This window comes from Ochrobactrum teleogrylli (genome assembly GCF_037482325.1).
GTDB classification, from domain to species: domain Bacteria; phylum Pseudomonadota; class Alphaproteobacteria; order Rhizobiales; family Rhizobiaceae; genus Brucella; species Brucella teleogrylli.
Genome location: NZ_JBBHKQ010000001.1, coordinates 3,101,056 through 3,118,461 on the forward strand (window position 1 = coordinate 3,101,056; position 17,406 = coordinate 3,118,461).

Consider the following 17,406-nt stretch of genomic DNA (forward strand, 5'->3'; position numbering starts at 1 on the left):
CATGGCTGATCGGATAGAAATTTCGACCGAGAACCACATCGCGGTCATGACCATCAGGCGGCCCGAAAAGCTCAATGCGTTTGATATCGAGCTTTTGCAGGAACTCTCTGCCGCCTGTGACCGGGTGGAGGCGGACAGCACTATGCGGGTTGCAATCCTGACGGGTGAGGGCAAAGCCTTTTCTGCCGGAGGCGACATCAAGGCCTGGGGCGGCATGGAACCGCAGGAATTCGGCCATGCCTGGGTGCGCTATGGGCATCGGGTGTTCGAGCGGCTTGCGACTTTGCGTGTGCCCTTGATCGCGGCAATGAATGGTCATGCTCTGGGCGGCGGGCTGGAATTGGCAGGCGCCGCCGATATCCGCATTGTCGAAAAACAGGCGAAGATCGGTCTGCCGGAAACATCGCTTGGCATGATCCCCGGCTGGTCGGGCACGCAGCGTCTTGTGCGCCGTTTTGGTGCGCAGATCGTGCGGCGCATGGTGTTGGGCGGCGAGATGTTCACGGCTGAGGAAGCGCTCTCGCATGGGCTGGTCGATGCCGTTGTGGAGACGGGCGCAGCCTTGCAGGCGGCGCAGGATTATGCGGCGCGGGTGGCACAACGCGGACCGGCTGCACTGGAAATTTCCAAACTGATGCTGTCCGTCGCCAATGGCGAGGACAACGGAACCGCTGTCGAGGCGCTGGGTTCCATCCTTGTCGCCAAGACCGGCGATCTGAAGGAAGGCGTGCGCTCGTTCAGCGAAAAGCGCGAAGCGAATTTTGAAGGAAAATGGTGATGAGCACGATTGTAAAGCCGCAACCGCTGGCCGGACTGGCCGTCCGCGAATTCTCCATGCTGATCGATGGCAAATGGGTGGGCAGCCAGAGCGGCCAGACCATTGAGCGCGTGGCCCCCGGCCATGGTGTCACGGTGAGCCGTTATCCGGCGGGCAACAAGGCGGATGTGGAACGCGCCGTAGCAAGCGCGCGCAAGGCTTTCGATGACGGGCGCTGGTCTTCCAAAACGGCTTCGCAGCGCTCGCTGGTCTTGCTGAAGGCTGCCGATCTGATCGAGGCGCGGGCCGAAGAGCTTGCCTATCTCGATGCGATTGAAGCTGGAAAGCCGATCAGTCAGGTGCGCGGCGAAATCGCCGGTTCCGTCGATATCTGGCGCTACGCGGCAGCGCTTGCGCGTGATCTGCACGGCGAAAGCTATAACACGCTGGGCGATGGTACTTTGGGTGTCGTGCTGCGTGAGGCGATTGGTGTTGTCTCCATTATCACACCGTGGAACTTTCCGTTCCTGATCGTCGGACAGAAGCTTCCTTTCGCGTTGGCGGCAGGCTGCACGGCGGTCGTCAAGCCGTCGGAACTCACCTCCGGCTCGACGCTGGTGCTCGGTGAAATCCTCGCAGAGGCAGGTGTGCCGGATGGTGTCGTCAACATCGTCACCGGAACGGGTGCGGATGTAGGCCAGCATATGAGCACGCATCCAGACGTGGACATGGTGTCGTTTACCGGCTCCACTGGCATCGGCAAGCTGACCATGGCCAATGCCGCTCAGACCCTGAAAAAAGTGTCGCTGGAGCTTGGCGGCAAGAACCCGCAAATCCTGTTCCCCGATGCGGATATGGATGCCTTCATCGACGCGGTGGTGTTCGGCGCATGGTTCAATGCGGGCGAATGCTGCAATGCCGGTTCGCGGCTGATCGTGCATCGCTCGATGGTCGATGAGATTGTCGGGCGCGTCGCCGATTTGTCGAAGAAGGTCATTGTCGGCGATCCACTCGATGTCAACACGCAGGTAGGCGCGATCATCACGCCGCAGCATCTGAGCAAGGTTGGTGCCTATGTCGATCAGGCCAGAAAGGCTGGTGCGGCGCTGGCGCATGGCGGTGAGGTGCTCGACCTCGGCCTCGGCCAATATATGGGCCCGACCATTCTGTCCGGTGTGAAGGCCGACATGGCCGTGGCGCGTGAAGAAGTGTTCGGGCCGGTCCTGTCGGTCCTCTCCTTCGATACGGTGGATGAGGCGATCTCCATTGCCAATGCGGTTGATTACGGGCTTTCCGCAGGTGTGTGGAGCCGCGATTTCGATACCTGCATGACCATCGGGCGCAAGGTGCGTGCTGGCACAGTCTGGATGAACACTTTCATGGACGGCACGCCGGAACTGCCTTTCGGCGGTTATCGCCAGTCCGGTCTCGGCCGCGAGCTGGGCCGTCATGCGGTGGAGGATTACACCGAGACCAAGACGCTCAATATGCATATCGGTGCGCGGACGGCCATGTGGATGCCACAGGCGAAGTAGGGAGTGACGGCTTTGGGAGGACAGCCGGATATCGTCATCATCGGATCGGGTATCGGCGGCGCGACGATGGCTGCCGGTCTTGCGGCGTCGGGTGCCGAAATTCTCATCCTTGAGGCGGGGGAGCATTTGCCGGACAGGCCGGAAAACCGCGACCCGCGCGCCATTTTCCAACAGGGCTTCTTTCGCCCGAAAGAGTTCTGGTACGAGACCGACGGCACGCCGTTCAACCCCGGCAATTATTATAATGTCGGCGGCAATTCCAAATTCTTTGGCGCGGTGCTGATCCGCTATCGCCACGAGGATTTTGCCGAGATGGCGCATCTGGAAGGGGTCTCGCCCGCGTGGCCCTTTTCCTATGAAGAACTGGAGCCGTGGTATAGCCGCGCCGAACAGCTGTTTCAGGTGCGCGGTGAACTGGGCGGAGATCCGACCGAGCCAGATCATTCAAAGCCTTATCCTTTTGCGGCGATCCGCGATGAACCACCGATTGCCGATGTGCGGGCGCGGTTTAAGCAAGCCGGATTGCATCCGGCCTCGCTGCCGCTGGGGGTCGATATTGACCGTTGGCTCGCCAAAGCCAAAACACCGTGGGATGCGCATCCCAATTGCGATGATGGCAAGATGGATGCGGAAACCTGTCCGCTCGCGGTTGCCCTCAAGCATCCCAATGTCCGGCTCGAAACTTCCGCACGGGTGACACGGCTGGAAGCCGGGCCGGATGGCAAGACCATTGCCACCGTGCATTATGTGAAGAACGGAGAGGCGCTGGTCCTGCGCCCGAAGCTGGTCATTCTGTCCGCCGGTGCGGTGCAATCGGCGGCGCTCCTGTTGCGGTCGGGACTGGCCAATCGCTCCGATCAGGTGGGGCGCAATTTCATGAACCACAATGCGAGCGCGGTGATCGCCTTCGATCCGCGTTATCGCAATGACAGCGTCTACCAGAAGACCTTTGGCTTCAACGATTACTATCTGTCGGACGGGGCAGGCGGGCCGCCATTGGGCAATGTGCAATTGCTGGGGCGCATCTCGGGTGCGATCCTCAAATCCAGTATGCCACGAGTGCCGGAATGGCTGTTGAACCGGGTTGCCGGACACACAATCGATTTCTACGCCATGAGCGAAGATCTGCCGTCGCCGGAAAGCCGCGTGACGGTGGATGGCGACCGCATCGTTTTGCATTGGGTGCGTAGCAACTGGCAAGCGCATCTGATGCTGGTGGAAAAGCTCAAATCCGCTCTGCGTGCGGCGGGATTTCCGGTCGTGCTTTCGCGAGCCTTTGACCGGCGCACGCCGTCGCATCAATGCGGGACGGTGCGCATCGGCAACGATCCGGCGACGGCGCCGCTTGATCCCTGGTGCCGTGCCTATGATCACCTCAATCTCCACGTGGTCGATGCATCGTTCCTGCCGACATCGGCGGCGGTCAATCCGGCGCTGACCATTGCCGCGCAGGCAATGCGCGTCGCGGACCATTTGAACCGGGAGGTGCTGGCATGAACCGTCAAAGACCTGTGGCGCTGGTAACCGGCGGACGTCGCGGCATCGGGCTCGGCATCGCCCGCGCCCTGGCGGCAAAGGGTTTCGATCTGGCGATCACCGATATTGAGAACGACGAGGCCGTCATTCACGAATTGCGCGGCATGGGTGGCAGGGTGGCTTTCTTCAAAAGCGATCTCGCTGCCGTCGAAACCCATGAGGCGACGATTGCTGCCGTGTTGAAGGAGTTTGGCAGCATTGACTGTCTCGTCAACAATGCGGGCATGGGTTCGGTCGAGCGCGGTGATTTTCTTGGGCTGAAGCCTGAAAATTTCGACGCCATCATGGGGGTCAATTTGCGAGGCACAGTGTTTTTCACGCAGGCGATAGTGAAAGCCATGCTGGCGGTAACCGATGTGCGTTTTCCACGCAGCATCGTGACGATCAGTTCGGTTTCATCGGTGATGAGTTCGCCGGAAAGGCTCGATTATTGCATCAGCAAGGCGGGGCTGACCGCCTTCGTGCAAGGGCTGGCGCTGCGTCTGGCCGAGGCGCGGATTGGTGTGTTCGAAGTGCGTCCCGGCATTATTCGCACCGATATGACGGCCAAAGTCTCCGAGCGTTACGACGCGCTGATCGAAGGTGGTCTGGTGCCGATGAAGCGCTGGGGCGAAGTGGGCGATGTTGGCGCCATCGTGGCCGGGCTTGCGGGCGGAAATTTCATCTTCGCCACCGGGTCGGTGATCAATGCCGATGGCGGCCTGTCGATAGCAAAATTATAAGGGTAGGGCGATGAATTACGATTATATCATCGTTGGCGGCGGGCCTGCCGGTTGTGTTCTCGCCAATCGCCTCAGCGAAGACGCGTCTGTAAAAGTGCTGCTGCTAGAGGCAGGCGGCAGCGACTGGAATCCGCTGTTCCATATGCCTGCGGGCTTTGCCAAAATGACCAAGGGCGTGGCCAGCTGGGGCTGGGAGACCGTTCCACAAAAGCACATGAAAAACCGCGTGCTGCGCTACACGCAGGCCAAGGTCATCGGCGGCGGTTCCAGCATCAATGCGCAGATTTATACGCGCGGAAACGCTGCTGATTACGATCTTTGGGCCAATGAAGATGGCTGCACCGGCTGGGATTATCGCAGTGTGCTGCCCTATTTCAAACGCGCTGAGGACAATCAGCGTTTCAACGACGATTATCATTCCTATGGCGGCCCACTGGGCGTTTCCATGCCGTCCGCACCGCTGCCGATCTGCGACGCTTATATCCGCGCCGGGCAGGAACTGGGGATACCCTACAACCCGGATTTCAACGGGCGCGAACAGGCGGGCGTCGGTTTCTATCAGTTGACGCAGCGCAACCGCCGGCGGTCGTCCGCCTCGCTTGCTTATCTCGCATCGATCAAGGGACGGCGAAACCTGACGGTCAGGATCAATGCGCCAGTCCGTAACATCGTGCTGGAAAAGATGCGCGCCACAGGCGTGGCCCTGATGAGTGGCGAGGTGTTGCGCGCATCGCGGGAAGTTATCGTTTCATCGGGCGCTATCGGCTCTCCAAAACTTCTGCTGCAATCGGGCATCGGTCCCGCCGATCATCTGAAACAGGTTGGCGTTGCGGTGAAACACGATCTGCCCGGCGTTGGCGAAAATATGCAGGATCATCTCGATCTGTTCGTCATCGCTGAATGCACTGGCGATCACACTTATGACGGCGTGGCAAAGCTGCACCGTACGCTTGGCGCGGGCCTGCAATATATCTTTCTGCGTTCCGGCCCTGTAGCGTCCAGCCTCTTTGAAACCGGCGGCTTCTGGTATGCTGATCCGGATGCCCGCTCACCGGATATCCAGTTCCATCTGGGGCTTGGTTCGGGCATTGAAGCTGGCGTCGAGAAGCTCAAGAATGCAGGTGTGACGCTCAATTCCGCTTATCTGCATCCGCGCTCGCGTGGAACCGTGCGGCTGGCTTCCAGCGACCCGGCTGCTGCACCGCTGATCGACCCGAATTACTGGAGCGATCCGCACGATCTGAAAATGTCGCTGGAAGGGCTGAAGATCGCACGTGAAATCATGCAACAGGCCGCATTGAAACCCTATGTCATGGCCGAGCGGCTTCCGGGACCGAAAGTGGTCACCGACGATGATCTGTACGACTATGCCTGCGCCAATGCCAAGACCGATCACCATCCGGTCGGCACGTGCAGGATGGGCACCGACGCTTCAGCCGTGGTTGATCTGGAACTGCGGGTGCACGGTCTGGAGGGGTTGCGGGTGTGCGACAGCTCGATCATGCCGCACGTGCCGTCCTGCAACACCAATGCGCCAACGATCATGGTCGGCGAAAAGGGATCGGACATTATTCGTGGACGCGATCCGCTGCCGCCGACCGTCTTCTCCTGGGAGAAAAACCAACAGAAGCCGCGTGCGAGGGTTTAATCCGTGCCGTCAGCCGGTTCGAAGCGCAAATAACCCACAATACCCGATCCCTTGTGGTTCGGCGTGTCTGACGGGTGATTGACGCCGTCATTGACCGGAATGACCTTGAAATCGAAAGGTGAGACGCCTTCCAGACAAGCCGCATTCACGCCGAACTGGTTTGGATTGGAGCGGCGCTGGTGATGGGTATAAATCCCGCATTTGGAGCAGAAATAATGCTTCGCGATGCCGGTATTGAAAGTGTAGAGCGTCAGCGCATCTTCACCTTGCAGAATTTCCAGTCCGCCCACTTCCGCAGTTACGGCAACCGCTCCACGCATCCGGCAATAGGAGCAGGTGCAACGTCGCGCACTGTGCAGGCCATTGGACAATTTTACGCGAAAACGCACCGTTCCGCAGTGACACGCGCCATTGGCTTCCGTGATGTCCGGATTCATTTTTCCCTCCATTCTGCTTATGGGGAGGATATTTTCTTTTCTGCCAGTTTACCACCGGCGAAAACCGATTAAGTTCGGTTTCGGAAATGCTTCAGGGAGGGAGCGGCATGAGCGAATTCGCAGTCATCACAGGCGGCAGCACGGGGATCGGCAGACATCTGGTTACGGCTTTTGCTAATGCGGGCTATGCGGTGGCTTTCAGCTTCAAGAATGACGACGACGCAGCCCAGTCGCTGGTCGAGGCGATTGAAGCGGGCGGCGGTCAGGCGCTTGGACTTGCCTGTGATGTCGGCGTTGGAGCCGAGGTCGAAGCTTTCTTCGATGAGGCGTGCAGCTGGTTTGGCGATGCGCCGGATGTGCTCGTCAACAATGCCGGTATCCAGAGATGGAAATCATTGCTGGAACTCGCCGAAGACGAGTGGGACGATGTCATCCGCACCAATCTGAAAGGGTGTTTCCTCAACACGCAGGCTGCGGCCAAGCGGATGGTGGATGCCGACAAGAGCGGCGCGATCATCAATATCGGTTCGGGCTGCAACAAGCTGGCTTTCCCGAAACTTGTTTCCTACACGGCCTCCAAGGGCGGCATTGAGCAGTTCACCAAGGTTTCGGCGGTGGAACTCGGGCCGCATGGCATTCGCGTGAATTGTGTCGCTCCCGGCGCGATCCTCAATGAACGCACGGCGCTGGAACAGCCCGATTATGCGGGCACATGGGCCAAGGTGACGCCATTGCGCCGGGTCGGCAGCGCTGAGGATCTGTCCGGTCCGGTGCTGTTCTTTGCTTCCGAGGCGGCGCGTTTCGTGACGGGCCAGACATTATGGGTCGATGGTGGCGTCTTTTCGCAGGCCAACTGGCCTTATGATAGGTGATTTTTAAGTGGTGATCCCGACTGGATTCGAACCAGTGGCCTACAGATTAGGAATCTGTCGCTCTATCCTACTGAGCTACGGGACCGACCGTTAAACCATCCGCTGTTGCCAGTGATGCCAGCATGTTCGGATATTTTCGACACATACTGGGTTTCATGGCGGTAGCCAACCCCGCAAAAAGCGGGGTAGACGGATTTTCTCAAGTTTGACGTCAGGCGGCAAGCGCCGTTTCGGCCACGGACACGAAATAGCTGACACCATAAGGAATAGCGTCGTCGTTGAAATCATAGGCCGGGTGATGCAGGCCCGGCGTATCGCCATTGCCGATGAAGATATAGGCGCCGGGGCGCGCTTCCAGCATGTAGGAAAAATCTTCCGCAGCCATCATCGGCTCGACATTGGCGTTGACCTTGCCTTCACCTGCAACGCCGGTGGCGATGCGCTCGGCAAATTCCGTCTGCGCATCGTGGTTGAAGGTGACCGGATAATTGTTCTTATAGCGCACGGTAATTTCTGCGCCCGTGGCGGCGGCGATCCCGGCAGCCACTTCGCGGATACGGCGTTCGGCGAAAGCGCGGGTCTCCTTTTGCAGCGTGCGCACGGTGCCCGACAGTGTCGCCTTTTCCGGGATCACATTGTAGGCCTCGCCCGCGATGAATTTCGTGACTGAAATGACGAGTGAATCCAGCGGATCGGTATTGCGCGAGACGATGCCCTGCAAGGCGATCATCAGCTGCGAACCGGCGAGGATGGGATCAATCGTGCGGTGCGGCTGTGCCGCATGACCGCCGCGACCGCTGACGAAGAGATCGAATTCGTCGGTTGCGGCCATGATCGGTCCCTTGCACATGGCAAACTGACCCACGGGCAAACCCGGCATATTATGCACGCCATAGACTTCCGAAATGCCGTAGCGATCCATGACGCCGTCCTGGACCATGGCGAGGCCGCCCGCGCCGCCTTCTTCGGCAGGCTGGAACAGCAACGCGACCGATCCGCGGAAATTGCGGGTCTCGCTCAGATATTGTGCAGCGCCCAGCAGCATGGAAGTGTGCCCGTCATGGCCGCAGGAATGCGCCTTGCCGGGAGTTTTCGATGCCCATTCGACGCCGCTGGTTTCATTGATTGGCAAAGCGTCCATGTCGGCGCGCAGGCCGATGGCCGGGCCGTCGCCGTGGCGGCCCTTGATGATGCCGACCACGCCGGAGCGTCCGACGCCGGTTTCCACGTGGTCGCAGCCGAAAGCTTTCAATTTTTCCGCGACGAATTTTGCAGTGTCGTGCACGTCGTAGAGCAGTTCGGGATTCTGGTGAAGCTGGCGACGCCAACCGGCGATTTCCGCCTGTGTTTCTACGGCACGATTAAGCACTGGCATTTCGGAGAGGCTCCCGTATTGGGTCTATATATGCATGGGTATCAGGTGTGATTTGAAGGGTACAGGATATGACGTTTCGGTGAAATCCGGCAATCCCTGTTTGCCTTTTCCTCGCCACATGGCATAGATAAGAGCAACGCAAATCCTCCTTATATGACCGAACGTGTCGTGTGTCGTCCTGATGGCGATTTGGAACCATTGAATTGAGCCGTGCAAACGGAGACCCGCAGAAGTTGCGGGCCATTATTGATTGGAACTGCGCAATGTTGTCGAAGTCGTTGAAAATCCTGGTTGCTGCCGCAGCAATGGCTGGCACGGCGATGGGAGCGGCGGTTGCCAATCCATCAATCGCCGTCGATGTGGCGACCGGCAAGGTTTATGCCCAAAAGGATGCGTTCCAGCGCTGGTATCCGGCTTCGCTCACCAAGATGATGACCGCCTATGTGGCGTTTCGCGCGCTCCAGTCCGGTCGCATGACGCTTGAATCTCCGGTGCCGATGACGGTTCGTGCCGCCAAGGAGCCGCCGAGCAAGATGGGCTACAAGCCGGGCTCGGTTATGACGCTCGATACCGCGCTGAAGATCATGCTCGTCAAATCCGCCAATGACGTCGCCGTCGCCGTGGGCGAGGCAGTCGGCGGCAGCGAAGCTGGCTTCGTACAGCTCATGAATGCGGAAGCGCAGCGTCTCGGCATGGTCGGATCGCATTTCGCCAATCCGAACGGTCTGCACGATCCGAACAATTATACGACGGCGCGCGATCTTGCGGTGCTCGCTGTGCAGCTGCGGCGTGAATTCCCGCAATATGCGCATTATTTTGCCACCGAGGCCATCGATCCGGGTGCGGGCAAGAAAATTCAGGCCAATTACAACATTCTGCTTGGCCGTTATGACGGCGCGGACGGCATGAAGACCGGTTTCGTCTGTGCGTCGGGCTTCAATCTGGCAGGGTCCGCCACGCGCAACGGTCGCACGGTGCTTGCCATCGTACTCGGCGCGGATCGTCAGGAAGCGCGCGCCGTACAGGCTGCGCAGCTGATGACCGATGCATTTCGCGCCAGCGCGTCCGGCGGCGCAACGCTTGCGACGCTGCGACCAACCGCAGGCGGCAATCTCAATGAGGCTGTCGATATGCGCAAGGCGATTTGCAGCAAGGAAGCCATGGCCGACCGCTGGGACGGTCGCGATGTCGAAGGCAAGCTGAAGATCAACTCGCCCTATATTCACGCCATGGATCACGATCCGGTTGCGGTGCAGGTCGGACTTGTTTCCGAACCCGGCCCGGTCACAAAGCCGAGCCAGTTGCATATTTCGCAGGTGCCTGTGCCGATGCCGCGTCCGCAGCGTGCGGTGGGTATAAAGACGACCGCGATCAACTGATCCACCATAATATTGGGTTGATAGGGTCAACTCTGTCCGTCGTGTTCCTGAAGTGTCGCGCCCTCAAAGTGTGAAGTGTTTGCCATGCCAAATCCTATTCCCGTCTCCGTGTTGACCGGCTTTCTGGGCTCCGGCAAGACAACGCTGCTCAACCGGCTTCTGAAAGACCCGGCCCTGAGCGACACTGCCGTCATCATCAACGAATTCGGTGAGGTGGGTATCGATCATCTGCTGGTCGAGCAGGCGAGCGAAGGTGTTATCGAGCTTTCCGACGGTTGCCTCTGCTGCACGGTGCGCGGCGAGCTGGTCGATACGCTGGCTGATCTGATCGACCGCTTGCAGACCGGGCGCATCAAGGCGCTGAAGCGGGTCATCATCGAAACCACCGGTCTTGCCGACCCGGCGCCGGTGCTGCATTCGATCATGGGGCATCCGGTGCTGATGCAGGCTTTCCGTCTTGATGGCGTGCTGACGACCGTTGACGCTGTGAACGGCATGGCGACGCTCGACAACCACGAGGAAGCCGTCAAGCAGGCGGCGATGGCCGACCGCATCATCCTGACCAAATCGGACCTGCCGGAAGCACAGGCGGGTTTGCCAGCGTTGAAAACACGGTTGCGGGCGCTCAATCCGGGTGCGGAAATTCTGACGGCAGGCGATCAGCGCACTGGCTTTGCGGCCTTGTTCGAATGCGGATTATATAATCCCGAGACCAAAACGGCGGATGTGCAGCGCTGGCTCAAGGCGGAAGCCTATGAGCATGATGACCATCATCATCACGACCATGCGCATCATCATGATCACGGGCACGATCATGACCATGTTTGCGGCCCGGATTGCGACCACGATCATCATCATGCGCATCACCACCATCATGACGATGCCATCCGCTCGTTTTCGCTGCGGCATGATGCGCCCATTCCGCTCTCGAGTTTCGATATGTTCCTCGATCTCTTGCGCTCGACGCATGGCGAGAAGCTGCTGCGTGTCAAAGGCATCGTCCAGATCGCCGAAGACCCGGAACGTCCGGTGGTGATTCATGGCGTCCAGAAAATCTTCCATCCGCCAGCGCGCCTGCCGCAATGGCCGCAAGGTGAGAAGCAGACGCTTCTGGTGATGATCGTCAAGGATCTGCCGGAAAGCTATGTGCGGGAGCTGTTCGACGCATTTCTGGGTCGTCCAAGCCTAGACCGGCCTGATCGCGCCGCGCTGATGGAAAACCCGCTGGCAATCCCGGGCTTTTCACCGAAGCACTGAATCTTATTTTTTCCGGATCAGGAAACGCTGCACGGTTTCGCTGCGCTCATGTTCAATGAGCGCATGGCCTTCCTGCGCGCAGAAATGCGGCAGGTCGATACCGGCAAGCGGGTCGGTCGCCTCCACCCAGAGATATGCGCCGCTTGGCATTTTCTCCAGACGATGACGGGTCTTCAAAACCGGAAGGGGGCATTTCAGCCCCCTCAGGTCATAAACGGGAATGTGCGCCTCGATAGAGGTCAGTTGCCGATGATCTTCCACCATGGCTTTTTCGCTTCCGGTGCAGCCACAGGTGCGGGCTGATCGATATTCTGTGCAACCGTGCTGCCGGTCGTCACTGGCGAAACGTCGGCAGGCATTGCGGGGCTCTGGGCGGGGTTTTGCTGCGGTGTCGGCACAGAGGCGGTGACCGGAGCGGCTACCGGAGCTGCAACGGGAGCCGTTGCGGCAATTGCGCTCGCTGGCTGCGCAAGTGCAGGCGTAGCAGGACGAATATCCGGTGCGCCAGCCTTTTCAGCCGATGATGGCGTGAGCGACGGCGGTTCTCGCGTTACCTTTTCGCCGCGGGCGCGGGCAGCGCTCCAGGCCGAAACGAGCTTGGCTTCGGTCAGGCCCTGAATCGACGGAGCAGGGGCTTTCTGAGAAGCGCTGAAGGCGCTCTGGAAGGTCTTTTCATAAGATGCGTAGGCCGTCGACATGGCGTCGGTGTTGGCCGACGGCGGGCAGGCATCCGTTGCTGAGAGTGGCTTTCCGTCTGGCGAAGCGACGTTGAACACGTAGCGCTTCTCGCAAACATCAACCTTCGGCGGAACCTTGGTCACTTCGAAGGCGTCATAGCCCTGCTTCAGCATTTTCCAGAAGCCGTAATTCGGGTCGCTCTTGTAGCGCGCCATGTTGGCATTGGTCATGCGGAACGGGAAGGCCTGAATCTGGAAGTCGCGCTGGCCGCCCTTGAAGGCGTCGCGTCCGAAGGCGTAGATTTCAGAAACGCTTTCATCGGTCATCGAATAGCAGCCCGACGAAGAGCATGCGCCGTGCACCATCAGGTTCTGGCCCGTGCGCCCGTTGGCGCGGTCATAAGCGTTGGGAAAACCGATGTTGAAGGCGAGATAATAATTGGATTTCGGGTTCATCTGCGTCGGGTGGACGGTGTAGAAACCTTCCGGAGCCTGACGGTCACCCTCGATATATTTCGGTCCGAGCTTGCCCGACCATTTGCAGATTTCATAAGAGGCAATCTGGTCGTATTTGCCGTTATTCTTCTGCTTCCAAACTTCGAGAACGCCTTCTTCCTTGAAGATTCTGACCAGAATCGGCGAGGTGCGGGTCATGCCCTTCGCCTTCATCTTGGTGACGATCTTCTCGGGAAGCGGCTTTTCAGCGCGCAAGCTCAGGTCGGATACGGACGAGCCCTGACACCCCGCGAGAAGCGCGGTTGCCATGACGGTTGCAAGTATTGCGGTTCTGATCTTCATATCGCATCGAGTCTGTTAGAACGGTGCAAGAGACGATTTCCTGCAAGGGTGATTTTGACAACCAAACCTTACGGTATCGTTTACAAATCCTTGCCTGGATATCTAAAAATTAACGCGACGGCAATATGGCGGAAATGACGTGAAGATGCAAATCCGGGATGTGAAGAACATCCCGGATGAGAAATGCCAAAACTGACAGGGCTTTATTAGAGATTACGGCCGATCTGGAGGAATTTCTGACGGCGTTCCTGCTTCAGCGTTTCGCCGTCGACATCCTTCATCGACCGTAACGATGCCGTGATCATGTCGCCCGCCGCATCGATGACAGCTTCCTTGCCGCGATGCGCGCCGCCGAGCGGTTCCGGAATGATACCGTCGATGACCTTGAGATCGAACAGATCCTGCGCGGTGATGCGCATGTTGGAGGCGGCATCCTTGGCGCGGGTGGAATCGTGCCACAGGATCGAGGCCGCGCCTTCCGGCGAGATGACCGAATAGATCGAATGTTCGAGCATATAGACGCGGTTGGCGACGGCAATCGCGATAGCGCCGCCCGAACCGCCTTCGCCGATGATGATCGAGACCACCGGCACGCGCAGACGCAGGCATTCTGCGGTGGAACGCGCAATGGCTTCCGCCTGGCCGCGCTCTTCGGCGCTGACACCCGGATAGGCGCCTGCCGTATCAACCAGCGTGATCAGCGGCAGCTGAAAACGGTCGGCCATTTCCATGATGCGGACGGCCTTGCGATAGCCTTCCGGGCGGGCTGAGCCAAAATTGTGCTTCAGGCGCGTCTTAGTGTCCGAGCCCTTTTCCTGACCGAGAATGGCAACCGGCTGTCCGTTGAAACGGGCAAAGCCAGCCTGCAGCGCTTCGTCATTGGCGAACTGTCGATCACCGGCCAGAGGCGTGAATTCCGTAAACAGCCGGTCGATATATTCCAGGCAATGCGGACGATCCGGGTGGCGGGCGATCTGCGCCTTCTGCCACGGGGTCAGCTTGCGGTAGATATCTTTCAGCGCATCGGCCGAACGCTTCTCGAGGCGGCGAATCTCGTCGCTCATCTCAACGCTGCCTTGTTCCTGCGCGAGCTTCTTCAGCTCAAGAATCTGGCCTTCGAGATCGGCGACGGGTTTTTCAAAATCGAGATAGTTGTACATCGGGCCTGACTGTTCGTGCGTTTCCAACGAGATCGCCGCAATAGCGTGCCTGAAGAAGGCTGTTTTACGGCGCCTTACATATTCACTGCGGGCTCAACTTGCAAATTTTGCTTTTCTCATAACCGGAGCAGGCTCAATCGGCAAGCGGATGATGTTCACTGACGAGCTTATGCAGTCTTTCCTCAAGCACATGCGTATAAATCTGCGTGGTCGAAATATCGGCATGGCCGAGCAATTGCTGAACCGTGCGCAAGTCAGCGCCGTTCTGCAAAAGATGGCTGGCAAAGGCGTGGCGCAGAACATGGGGTGAAATGGCGGCGGCGGAAAGATTGGCGCGGGCGGCCAACCCCTTCAATTCGCGGGCAAAAACCTGTCGCGCCAGATGCCCGCTTTCGGAGAAGGCTGGAAACAGCCACGGGTTCTCTTCGCAGGCGGGCAGGGAATCGCGCAAGGCCAAAAAGGTCTGCAACGCATCCCGCGCCTTGGTCGACAGCGGCACCATACGATCTTTCGAGCCCTTACCCCGCACCAACAAAAAACGGTGATCGGTGCGCGCAACGCGGACCGGCAGGCCCACCAGCTCCGAAACACGCAAGCCCGTGGCATAAAGCGTTTCAATCAGCGCATGAAGCCGCAGTGCCTTGATGCGCTCGCCTTGTTCTTGCGCTTCGCTTGCTTCCAGCGCCGCTCGGTCGAGAAGGCGGGTGACCTGATCGACGCTCATGATTTTTGGCAGCGGCTTTTGCTTCTTCGGCGCATCGATGACGCCGGTGGGGTCGTCCTGCCGAAAGCCTTCCGCATAGAGAAAGCGGAAGAACTGGCGCAGCGCGGACAGCCGCCGCGCCTGCGATGTCGCGGCAAAGCCTTCCGTCGCCATGCCGTCAAGCACCGAGCGAATGTGATCGGCCTCAGCTTCCGCTAGATTGATGCCGCGCTCAGCCAGCGCTTCGGCGGTCATGGTGAGGTCGCGCGCATAGGATTCGAGCGTATTGCCTGCCGCGCCCCGTTCGGCGCTCATCATTTCAAGGAAATTTTCAATCGCCAGCGATGCGCGCATCATTATTCCTGTGAAGGCGTGGTTGTTTCAATAGCTGGCGTCTCGCTTGCGGCGGTTCCAGCATTTGAAGGTGGTGGCGCAATCGGCACTGGGTTTAGTTTGGAGGCTGGAATCTCCACCCGCATTTCCTGGGTCTGCGGCTCGACGAAATTCGCAAGCGCATACATCGCAGCATAGACAATGGCTGCGATCAGGACGACGAAAGCGATGAGGCGCGTCAGCGTAGGCATCTGTCGTTTATGATGCGGCATTGCGGTGAAAGCAAGAATGTCGGTGGCGTCGCTGCAAAAAGCCGCCATTCCTGCTTTCAGATTCCATGAAAGCAATTGACGCCGCCCGGTTTTTCATGTGGAACCATCCCAAATGGATGAGGTTGATGAGCAGTATAGAAAAACAAGCCAATTCACATGAAAAGGCTGGGCTGCATGAGAAGGCGGGGCTCCATGGGCGAGCCGACGCCATCCGTGGTCTGCTCGGTACGAAGGTTCTGGTGCTGGTCGGCCTGATGGGCGCGGGCAAGTCCACCATTGGCCGCAAAATGGCTTCGATGCTCGGCCTGCCTTTCCGCGATGCCGATACGGAGATCGAAGCTGTCTCGCGCATGACGATCCCCGAACTGTTCGAAGCCTATGGCGAGGTTGAATTCCGCGACCTTGAACGCCGGGTGATCCTGCGTCTTCTCGATGACGGCCCGATGGTGCTTGCCACGGGCGGCGGCGCTTACATGAATGCCGAAACGCGCACGGCCATAGGCGCTGCGGGTGTTTCCATCTGGCTCAATGCCGATATCGATGTGCTGATGGACAGGGTTTCCCGCCGCCAGAACCGGCCGCTTCTTCGCAACAGCGATCCGCGTGCCGTCATGCAGAAACTGATGAATGAGCGCTATCCGGTTTATGCGCTTGCCGATCTGCACATGATGACGCGCGAAGAGAAGAAAGAAATCATCGCCGACGAGCTGATCGAGGTTCTCGCCCAGCATCTGGAAAAACGGCATCTGGAAAAATCGACTGGAGAATAGAATGAATGCGCCTTCGTCCGCACATGACAGTGTTACCGTGCCGGTTTCGCTGGGAGAGCGCTCTTACGATATCCTGATCGGCAAGGGCCTCGTTGACCGTGCGGGCGCGGAAGTTGCCAAGCGCCTGAAGGGCGCGCGCGTTGCCATCGTCACCGATGAAAATGTCGCCAGAGCGCATCTTGAACGGCTGCGGACAAGCTTTGGCAATGCCGGTATCGAAGCCACGCCCGTTATTGTGGCACCGGGCGAAAAATCCAAATCCTTTGCGACGCTTGAAACCGTCACCAATGCCATTCTGGCGGCCCGGCTGGAGCGCGGCGATGCGCTGGTGGCTTTCGGCGGCGGCGTGGTGGGCGATCTGTCCGGCTTTGTGGCCGGGATTGTGCGGCGTGGCATGAATTTCGTGCAGATGCCGACTTCGCTTCTCGCGCAGGTGGATTCGTCGGTTGGCGGCAAGACGGGCATCAACACTGCCTATGGCAAGAATCTCGTCGGTGTTTTCTACCAGCCGCAGCTGGTGCTGGCCGACACGGATGTTCTGGACACGCTGAGCCCGCGTGAATTCCGCGCCGGTTATGCGGAAGTTGCCAAATATGGCCTCATCGACCGCCCGGAGTTCTTCGCCTGGCTGGAGAAAAACTGGCAGGAAGTCTTTGCCGGTGGTGCGGCGCGAGCGCAAGCGATTGCCGAATCCTGCCGTTCCAAGGCCGCCGTTGTGGCGCGCGACGAGCGTGAAACCGGTGATCGTGCGCTGCTTAATCTCGGCCATACATTCGGACACGCGCTGGAGACGGCGACGGGTTATGATTCGAGCCGTCTGGTGCATGGCGAGGGTGTCGCCATCGGCATGGCGCTGGCGCATCGTTTTTCGGTCAAGATGAATCTGGCCGGTGTTGAAGCAGCGGAACGGGTCGAGGCGCATCTGAAGGCTGTTGGCCTGCCGACGTCGCTTGACGAGGTGCCGGGCGGTCTGCCGCCTGCGGAAAAGCTGATGGACTATATCGCGCAGGACAAGAAAGTGGCGCGCGGCGCGCTCACCTTCATCCTCACCCACGGGATCGGCCAGTCTTTCATCGCCAAGGATGTGCCGCCCGCCGCCGTGTTTGAGTTTTTGAAGGAACGTCTCGCGGACGCATAATTTTCATAGCGCAACCGGTCGGCGCGGACGGAAAAGG

General features: G+C 59.1%; 17 protein-coding genes and 1 tRNA gene. 10 read left to right on the top strand and 8 right to left on the bottom strand.

The features are described 5' to 3' along the window. Nucleotide 1 precedes the first annotated feature (1 nt). Genes WIX40_RS14480 through WIX40_RS14500 form a run of 5 tightly spaced genes read left to right on the top strand, consistent with a single transcriptional unit; the run spans nucleotide 2 to nucleotide 6,198 of the window. A complete protein-coding gene (locus tag WIX40_RS14480) occupies nucleotides 2–778 on the top strand; it encodes an enoyl-CoA hydratase/isomerase family protein (RefSeq protein WP_339440377.1) in 777 nt (258 codons plus the stop codon). Beyond that, nucleotides 772–2,292 carry an aldehyde dehydrogenase family protein gene (locus WIX40_RS14485; protein ID WP_339440378.1) on the top strand — a complete coding sequence of 507 codons (1,521 nt, stop codon included), beginning with the start codon at nucleotides 772–774 and terminating at the stop codon, nucleotides 2,290–2,292. The genes WIX40_RS14480 and WIX40_RS14485 overlap by 7 nt, the downstream gene beginning before the upstream one ends. A gap of 12 nt (nucleotides 2,293–2,304) precedes the next feature. Next, nucleotides 2,305–3,789: a GMC oxidoreductase gene (locus WIX40_RS14490; RefSeq protein ID WP_339441047.1), complete on the top strand. Its 1,485-nt coding sequence runs from the start codon at nucleotides 2,305–2,307 to the stop codon at nucleotides 3,787–3,789. Beyond that, a complete protein-coding gene (locus tag WIX40_RS14495) occupies nucleotides 3,786–4,550 on the top strand; it encodes a 3-ketoacyl-ACP reductase (protein ID WP_339440380.1) in 765 nt (254 codons plus the stop codon). The genes WIX40_RS14490 and WIX40_RS14495 overlap by 4 nt, the downstream gene beginning before the upstream one ends. Before the next feature lie 10 nt (nucleotides 4,551–4,560). Continuing rightward, a complete protein-coding gene (locus tag WIX40_RS14500) occupies nucleotides 4,561–6,198 on the top strand; it encodes a GMC family oxidoreductase (RefSeq protein ID WP_339440382.1) in 1,638 nt (545 codons plus the stop codon). Here the strand turns inward: WIX40_RS14500 and WIX40_RS14505 are convergent. After that, on the bottom strand, nucleotides 6,195–6,635 hold the full coding sequence (locus tag WIX40_RS14505) for a GFA family protein (protein ID WP_339440384.1): 441 nt from the start codon (nucleotides 6,633–6,635) through the stop codon (nucleotides 6,195–6,197). The genes WIX40_RS14500 and WIX40_RS14505 overlap by 4 nt on opposite strands. Nucleotides 6,636–6,742: 107 nt before the next feature. On the opposite strand from WIX40_RS14505, the gene WIX40_RS14510 reads away from it, so the two are divergent. Beyond that, entirely contained in the window at nucleotides 6,743–7,507 is a 765-nt protein-coding gene (locus tag WIX40_RS14510; protein WP_339440386.1) for an SDR family NAD(P)-dependent oxidoreductase, read from the top strand. An 8-nt stretch (nucleotides 7,508–7,515) separates the two neighbouring features. Here the strand turns inward: WIX40_RS14510 and WIX40_RS14515 are convergent. Both WIX40_RS14515 and WIX40_RS14520 read right to left on the bottom strand, forming a co-directional pair. After that, nucleotides 7,516–7,592 (bottom strand) — tRNA-Arg (locus tag WIX40_RS14515). Between the two features lie 126 nt (nucleotides 7,593–7,718). Continuing rightward, nucleotides 7,719–8,882 (bottom strand): M20 aminoacylase family protein, encoded by a 1,164-nt coding sequence (locus WIX40_RS14520; RefSeq protein WP_339440388.1) that lies wholly within the window; start codon nucleotides 8,880–8,882, stop codon nucleotides 7,719–7,721. A gap of 263 nt (nucleotides 8,883–9,145) precedes the next feature. Here WIX40_RS14520 and WIX40_RS14525 point away from each other — a divergent pair, with 263 nt between their 5' ends. Both WIX40_RS14525 and WIX40_RS14530 read left to right on the top strand, forming a co-directional pair. Further along, nucleotides 9,146–10,261, top strand: a complete 1,116-nt coding sequence (locus tag WIX40_RS14525; protein WP_121536832.1) for a D-alanyl-D-alanine carboxypeptidase family protein — start codon at nucleotides 9,146–9,148, stop codon at nucleotides 10,259–10,261. An 84-nt stretch (nucleotides 10,262–10,345) separates the two neighbouring features. Next, nucleotides 10,346–11,518 carry a CobW family GTP-binding protein gene (locus WIX40_RS14530; protein ID WP_339440391.1) on the top strand — a complete coding sequence of 391 codons (1,173 nt, stop codon included), beginning with the start codon at nucleotides 10,346–10,348 and terminating at the stop codon, nucleotides 11,516–11,518. Nucleotides 11,519–11,521: 3 nt separating this feature from the next. Here WIX40_RS14530 and WIX40_RS14535 read toward each other — a convergent pair whose 3' ends face one another. The 5 genes from WIX40_RS14535 to WIX40_RS14555 all read right to left on the bottom strand — a co-directional run bounded on the left by WIX40_RS14535 (nucleotide 11,522) and on the right by WIX40_RS14555 (nucleotide 15,440). Further along, the gene (locus tag WIX40_RS14535) at nucleotides 11,522–11,779 is read right to left on the bottom strand and encodes a sulfurtransferase TusA family protein (RefSeq protein ID WP_339441049.1); all 258 of its coding nucleotides are present in this window, start codon (nucleotides 11,777–11,779) and stop codon (nucleotides 11,522–11,524) included. Next, complete coding sequence (locus WIX40_RS14540; protein ID WP_339440393.1) at nucleotides 11,758–12,993, bottom strand: hypothetical protein; 1,236 nt, start codon at nucleotides 12,991–12,993, stop codon at nucleotides 11,758–11,760. The genes WIX40_RS14535 and WIX40_RS14540 overlap by 22 nt, the downstream gene beginning before the upstream one ends. Before the next feature lie 206 nt (nucleotides 12,994–13,199). After that, nucleotides 13,200–14,153: an acetyl-CoA carboxylase carboxyltransferase subunit alpha gene (locus WIX40_RS14545; RefSeq protein ID WP_109369991.1), complete on the bottom strand. Its 954-nt coding sequence runs from the start codon at nucleotides 14,151–14,153 to the stop codon at nucleotides 13,200–13,202. Between the two features lie 133 nt (nucleotides 14,154–14,286). Further along, on the bottom strand, nucleotides 14,287–15,210 hold the full coding sequence (xerD, locus tag WIX40_RS14550) for a site-specific tyrosine recombinase XerD (protein ID WP_339441050.1): 924 nt from the start codon (nucleotides 15,208–15,210) through the stop codon (nucleotides 14,287–14,289). A gap of 2 nt (nucleotides 15,211–15,212) precedes the next feature. Continuing rightward, nucleotides 15,213–15,440, bottom strand: coding sequence for a hypothetical protein (locus WIX40_RS14555; protein WP_109370334.1), 228 nt, complete (start codon nucleotides 15,438–15,440; stop codon nucleotides 15,213–15,215). Between the two features lie 146 nt (nucleotides 15,441–15,586). On the opposite strand from WIX40_RS14555, the gene WIX40_RS14560 reads away from it, so the two are divergent. Next, entirely contained in the window at nucleotides 15,587–16,231 is a 645-nt protein-coding gene (locus WIX40_RS14560; RefSeq protein WP_109370333.1) for a shikimate kinase, read from the top strand. A gap of 1 nt (nucleotide 16,232) precedes the next feature. Then, the gene (aroB, locus tag WIX40_RS14565; RefSeq protein ID WP_339440396.1) at nucleotides 16,233–17,369 is read left to right on the top strand and encodes a 3-dehydroquinate synthase; all 1,137 of its coding nucleotides are present in this window, start codon (nucleotides 16,233–16,235) and stop codon (nucleotides 17,367–17,369) included. Nucleotides 17,370–17,406 lie beyond the last annotated feature (37 nt).

Bases quoted from the DNA above. Each gene is read 5' to 3' on its own strand.
- WIX40_RS14530 (WP_339440391.1), top strand. From the start codon at position 10,346: ATGCCAAATCCTATTCCCGTCTCCGTGTTGACCGGCTTTCTGGGCTCC.
- WIX40_RS14510 (WP_339440386.1), top strand. From the start codon at position 6,743: ATGAGCGAATTCGCAGTCATCACAGGCGGCAGCACGGGGATCGGCAGA.
- WIX40_RS14520 (WP_339440388.1), bottom strand. From the start codon at position 8,882: ATGCCAGTGCTTAATCGTGCCGTAGAAACACAGGCGGAAATCGCCGGT.
- WIX40_RS14500 (WP_339440382.1), top strand. From the start codon at position 4,561: ATGAATTACGATTATATCATCGTTGGCGGCGGGCCTGCCGGTTGTGTT.
- WIX40_RS14555 (WP_109370334.1), bottom strand. From the start codon at position 15,440: ATGCCTACGCTGACGCGCCTCATCGCTTTCGTCGTCCTGATCGCAGCC.
- WIX40_RS14480 (WP_339440377.1), top strand. From the start codon at position 2: ATGGCTGATCGGATAGAAATTTCGACCGAGAACCACATCGCGGTCATG.
- WIX40_RS14560 (WP_109370333.1), top strand. From the start codon at position 15,587: ATGAGCAGTATAGAAAAACAAGCCAATTCACATGAAAAGGCTGGGCTG.
- WIX40_RS14545 (WP_109369991.1), bottom strand. From the start codon at position 14,153: ATGTACAACTATCTCGATTTTGAAAAACCCGTCGCCGATCTCGAAGGC.
- WIX40_RS14485 (WP_339440378.1), top strand. From the start codon at position 772: ATGGTGATGAGCACGATTGTAAAGCCGCAACCGCTGGCCGGACTGGCC.
- WIX40_RS14495 (WP_339440380.1), top strand. From the start codon at position 3,786: ATGAACCGTCAAAGACCTGTGGCGCTGGTAACCGGCGGACGTCGCGGC.
- aroB (WP_339440396.1), top strand. From the start codon at position 16,233: ATGAATGCGCCTTCGTCCGCACATGACAGTGTTACCGTGCCGGTTTCG.
- WIX40_RS14540 (WP_339440393.1), bottom strand. From the start codon at position 12,993: ATGAAGATCAGAACCGCAATACTTGCAACCGTCATGGCAACCGCGCTT.
- xerD (WP_339441050.1), bottom strand. From the start codon at position 15,210: ATGCGCGCATCGCTGGCGATTGAAAATTTCCTTGAAATGATGAGCGCC.
- WIX40_RS14505 (WP_339440384.1), bottom strand. From the start codon at position 6,635: ATGAATCCGGACATCACGGAAGCCAATGGCGCGTGTCACTGCGGAACG.
- WIX40_RS14525 (WP_121536832.1), top strand. From the start codon at position 9,146: ATGTTGTCGAAGTCGTTGAAAATCCTGGTTGCTGCCGCAGCAATGGCT.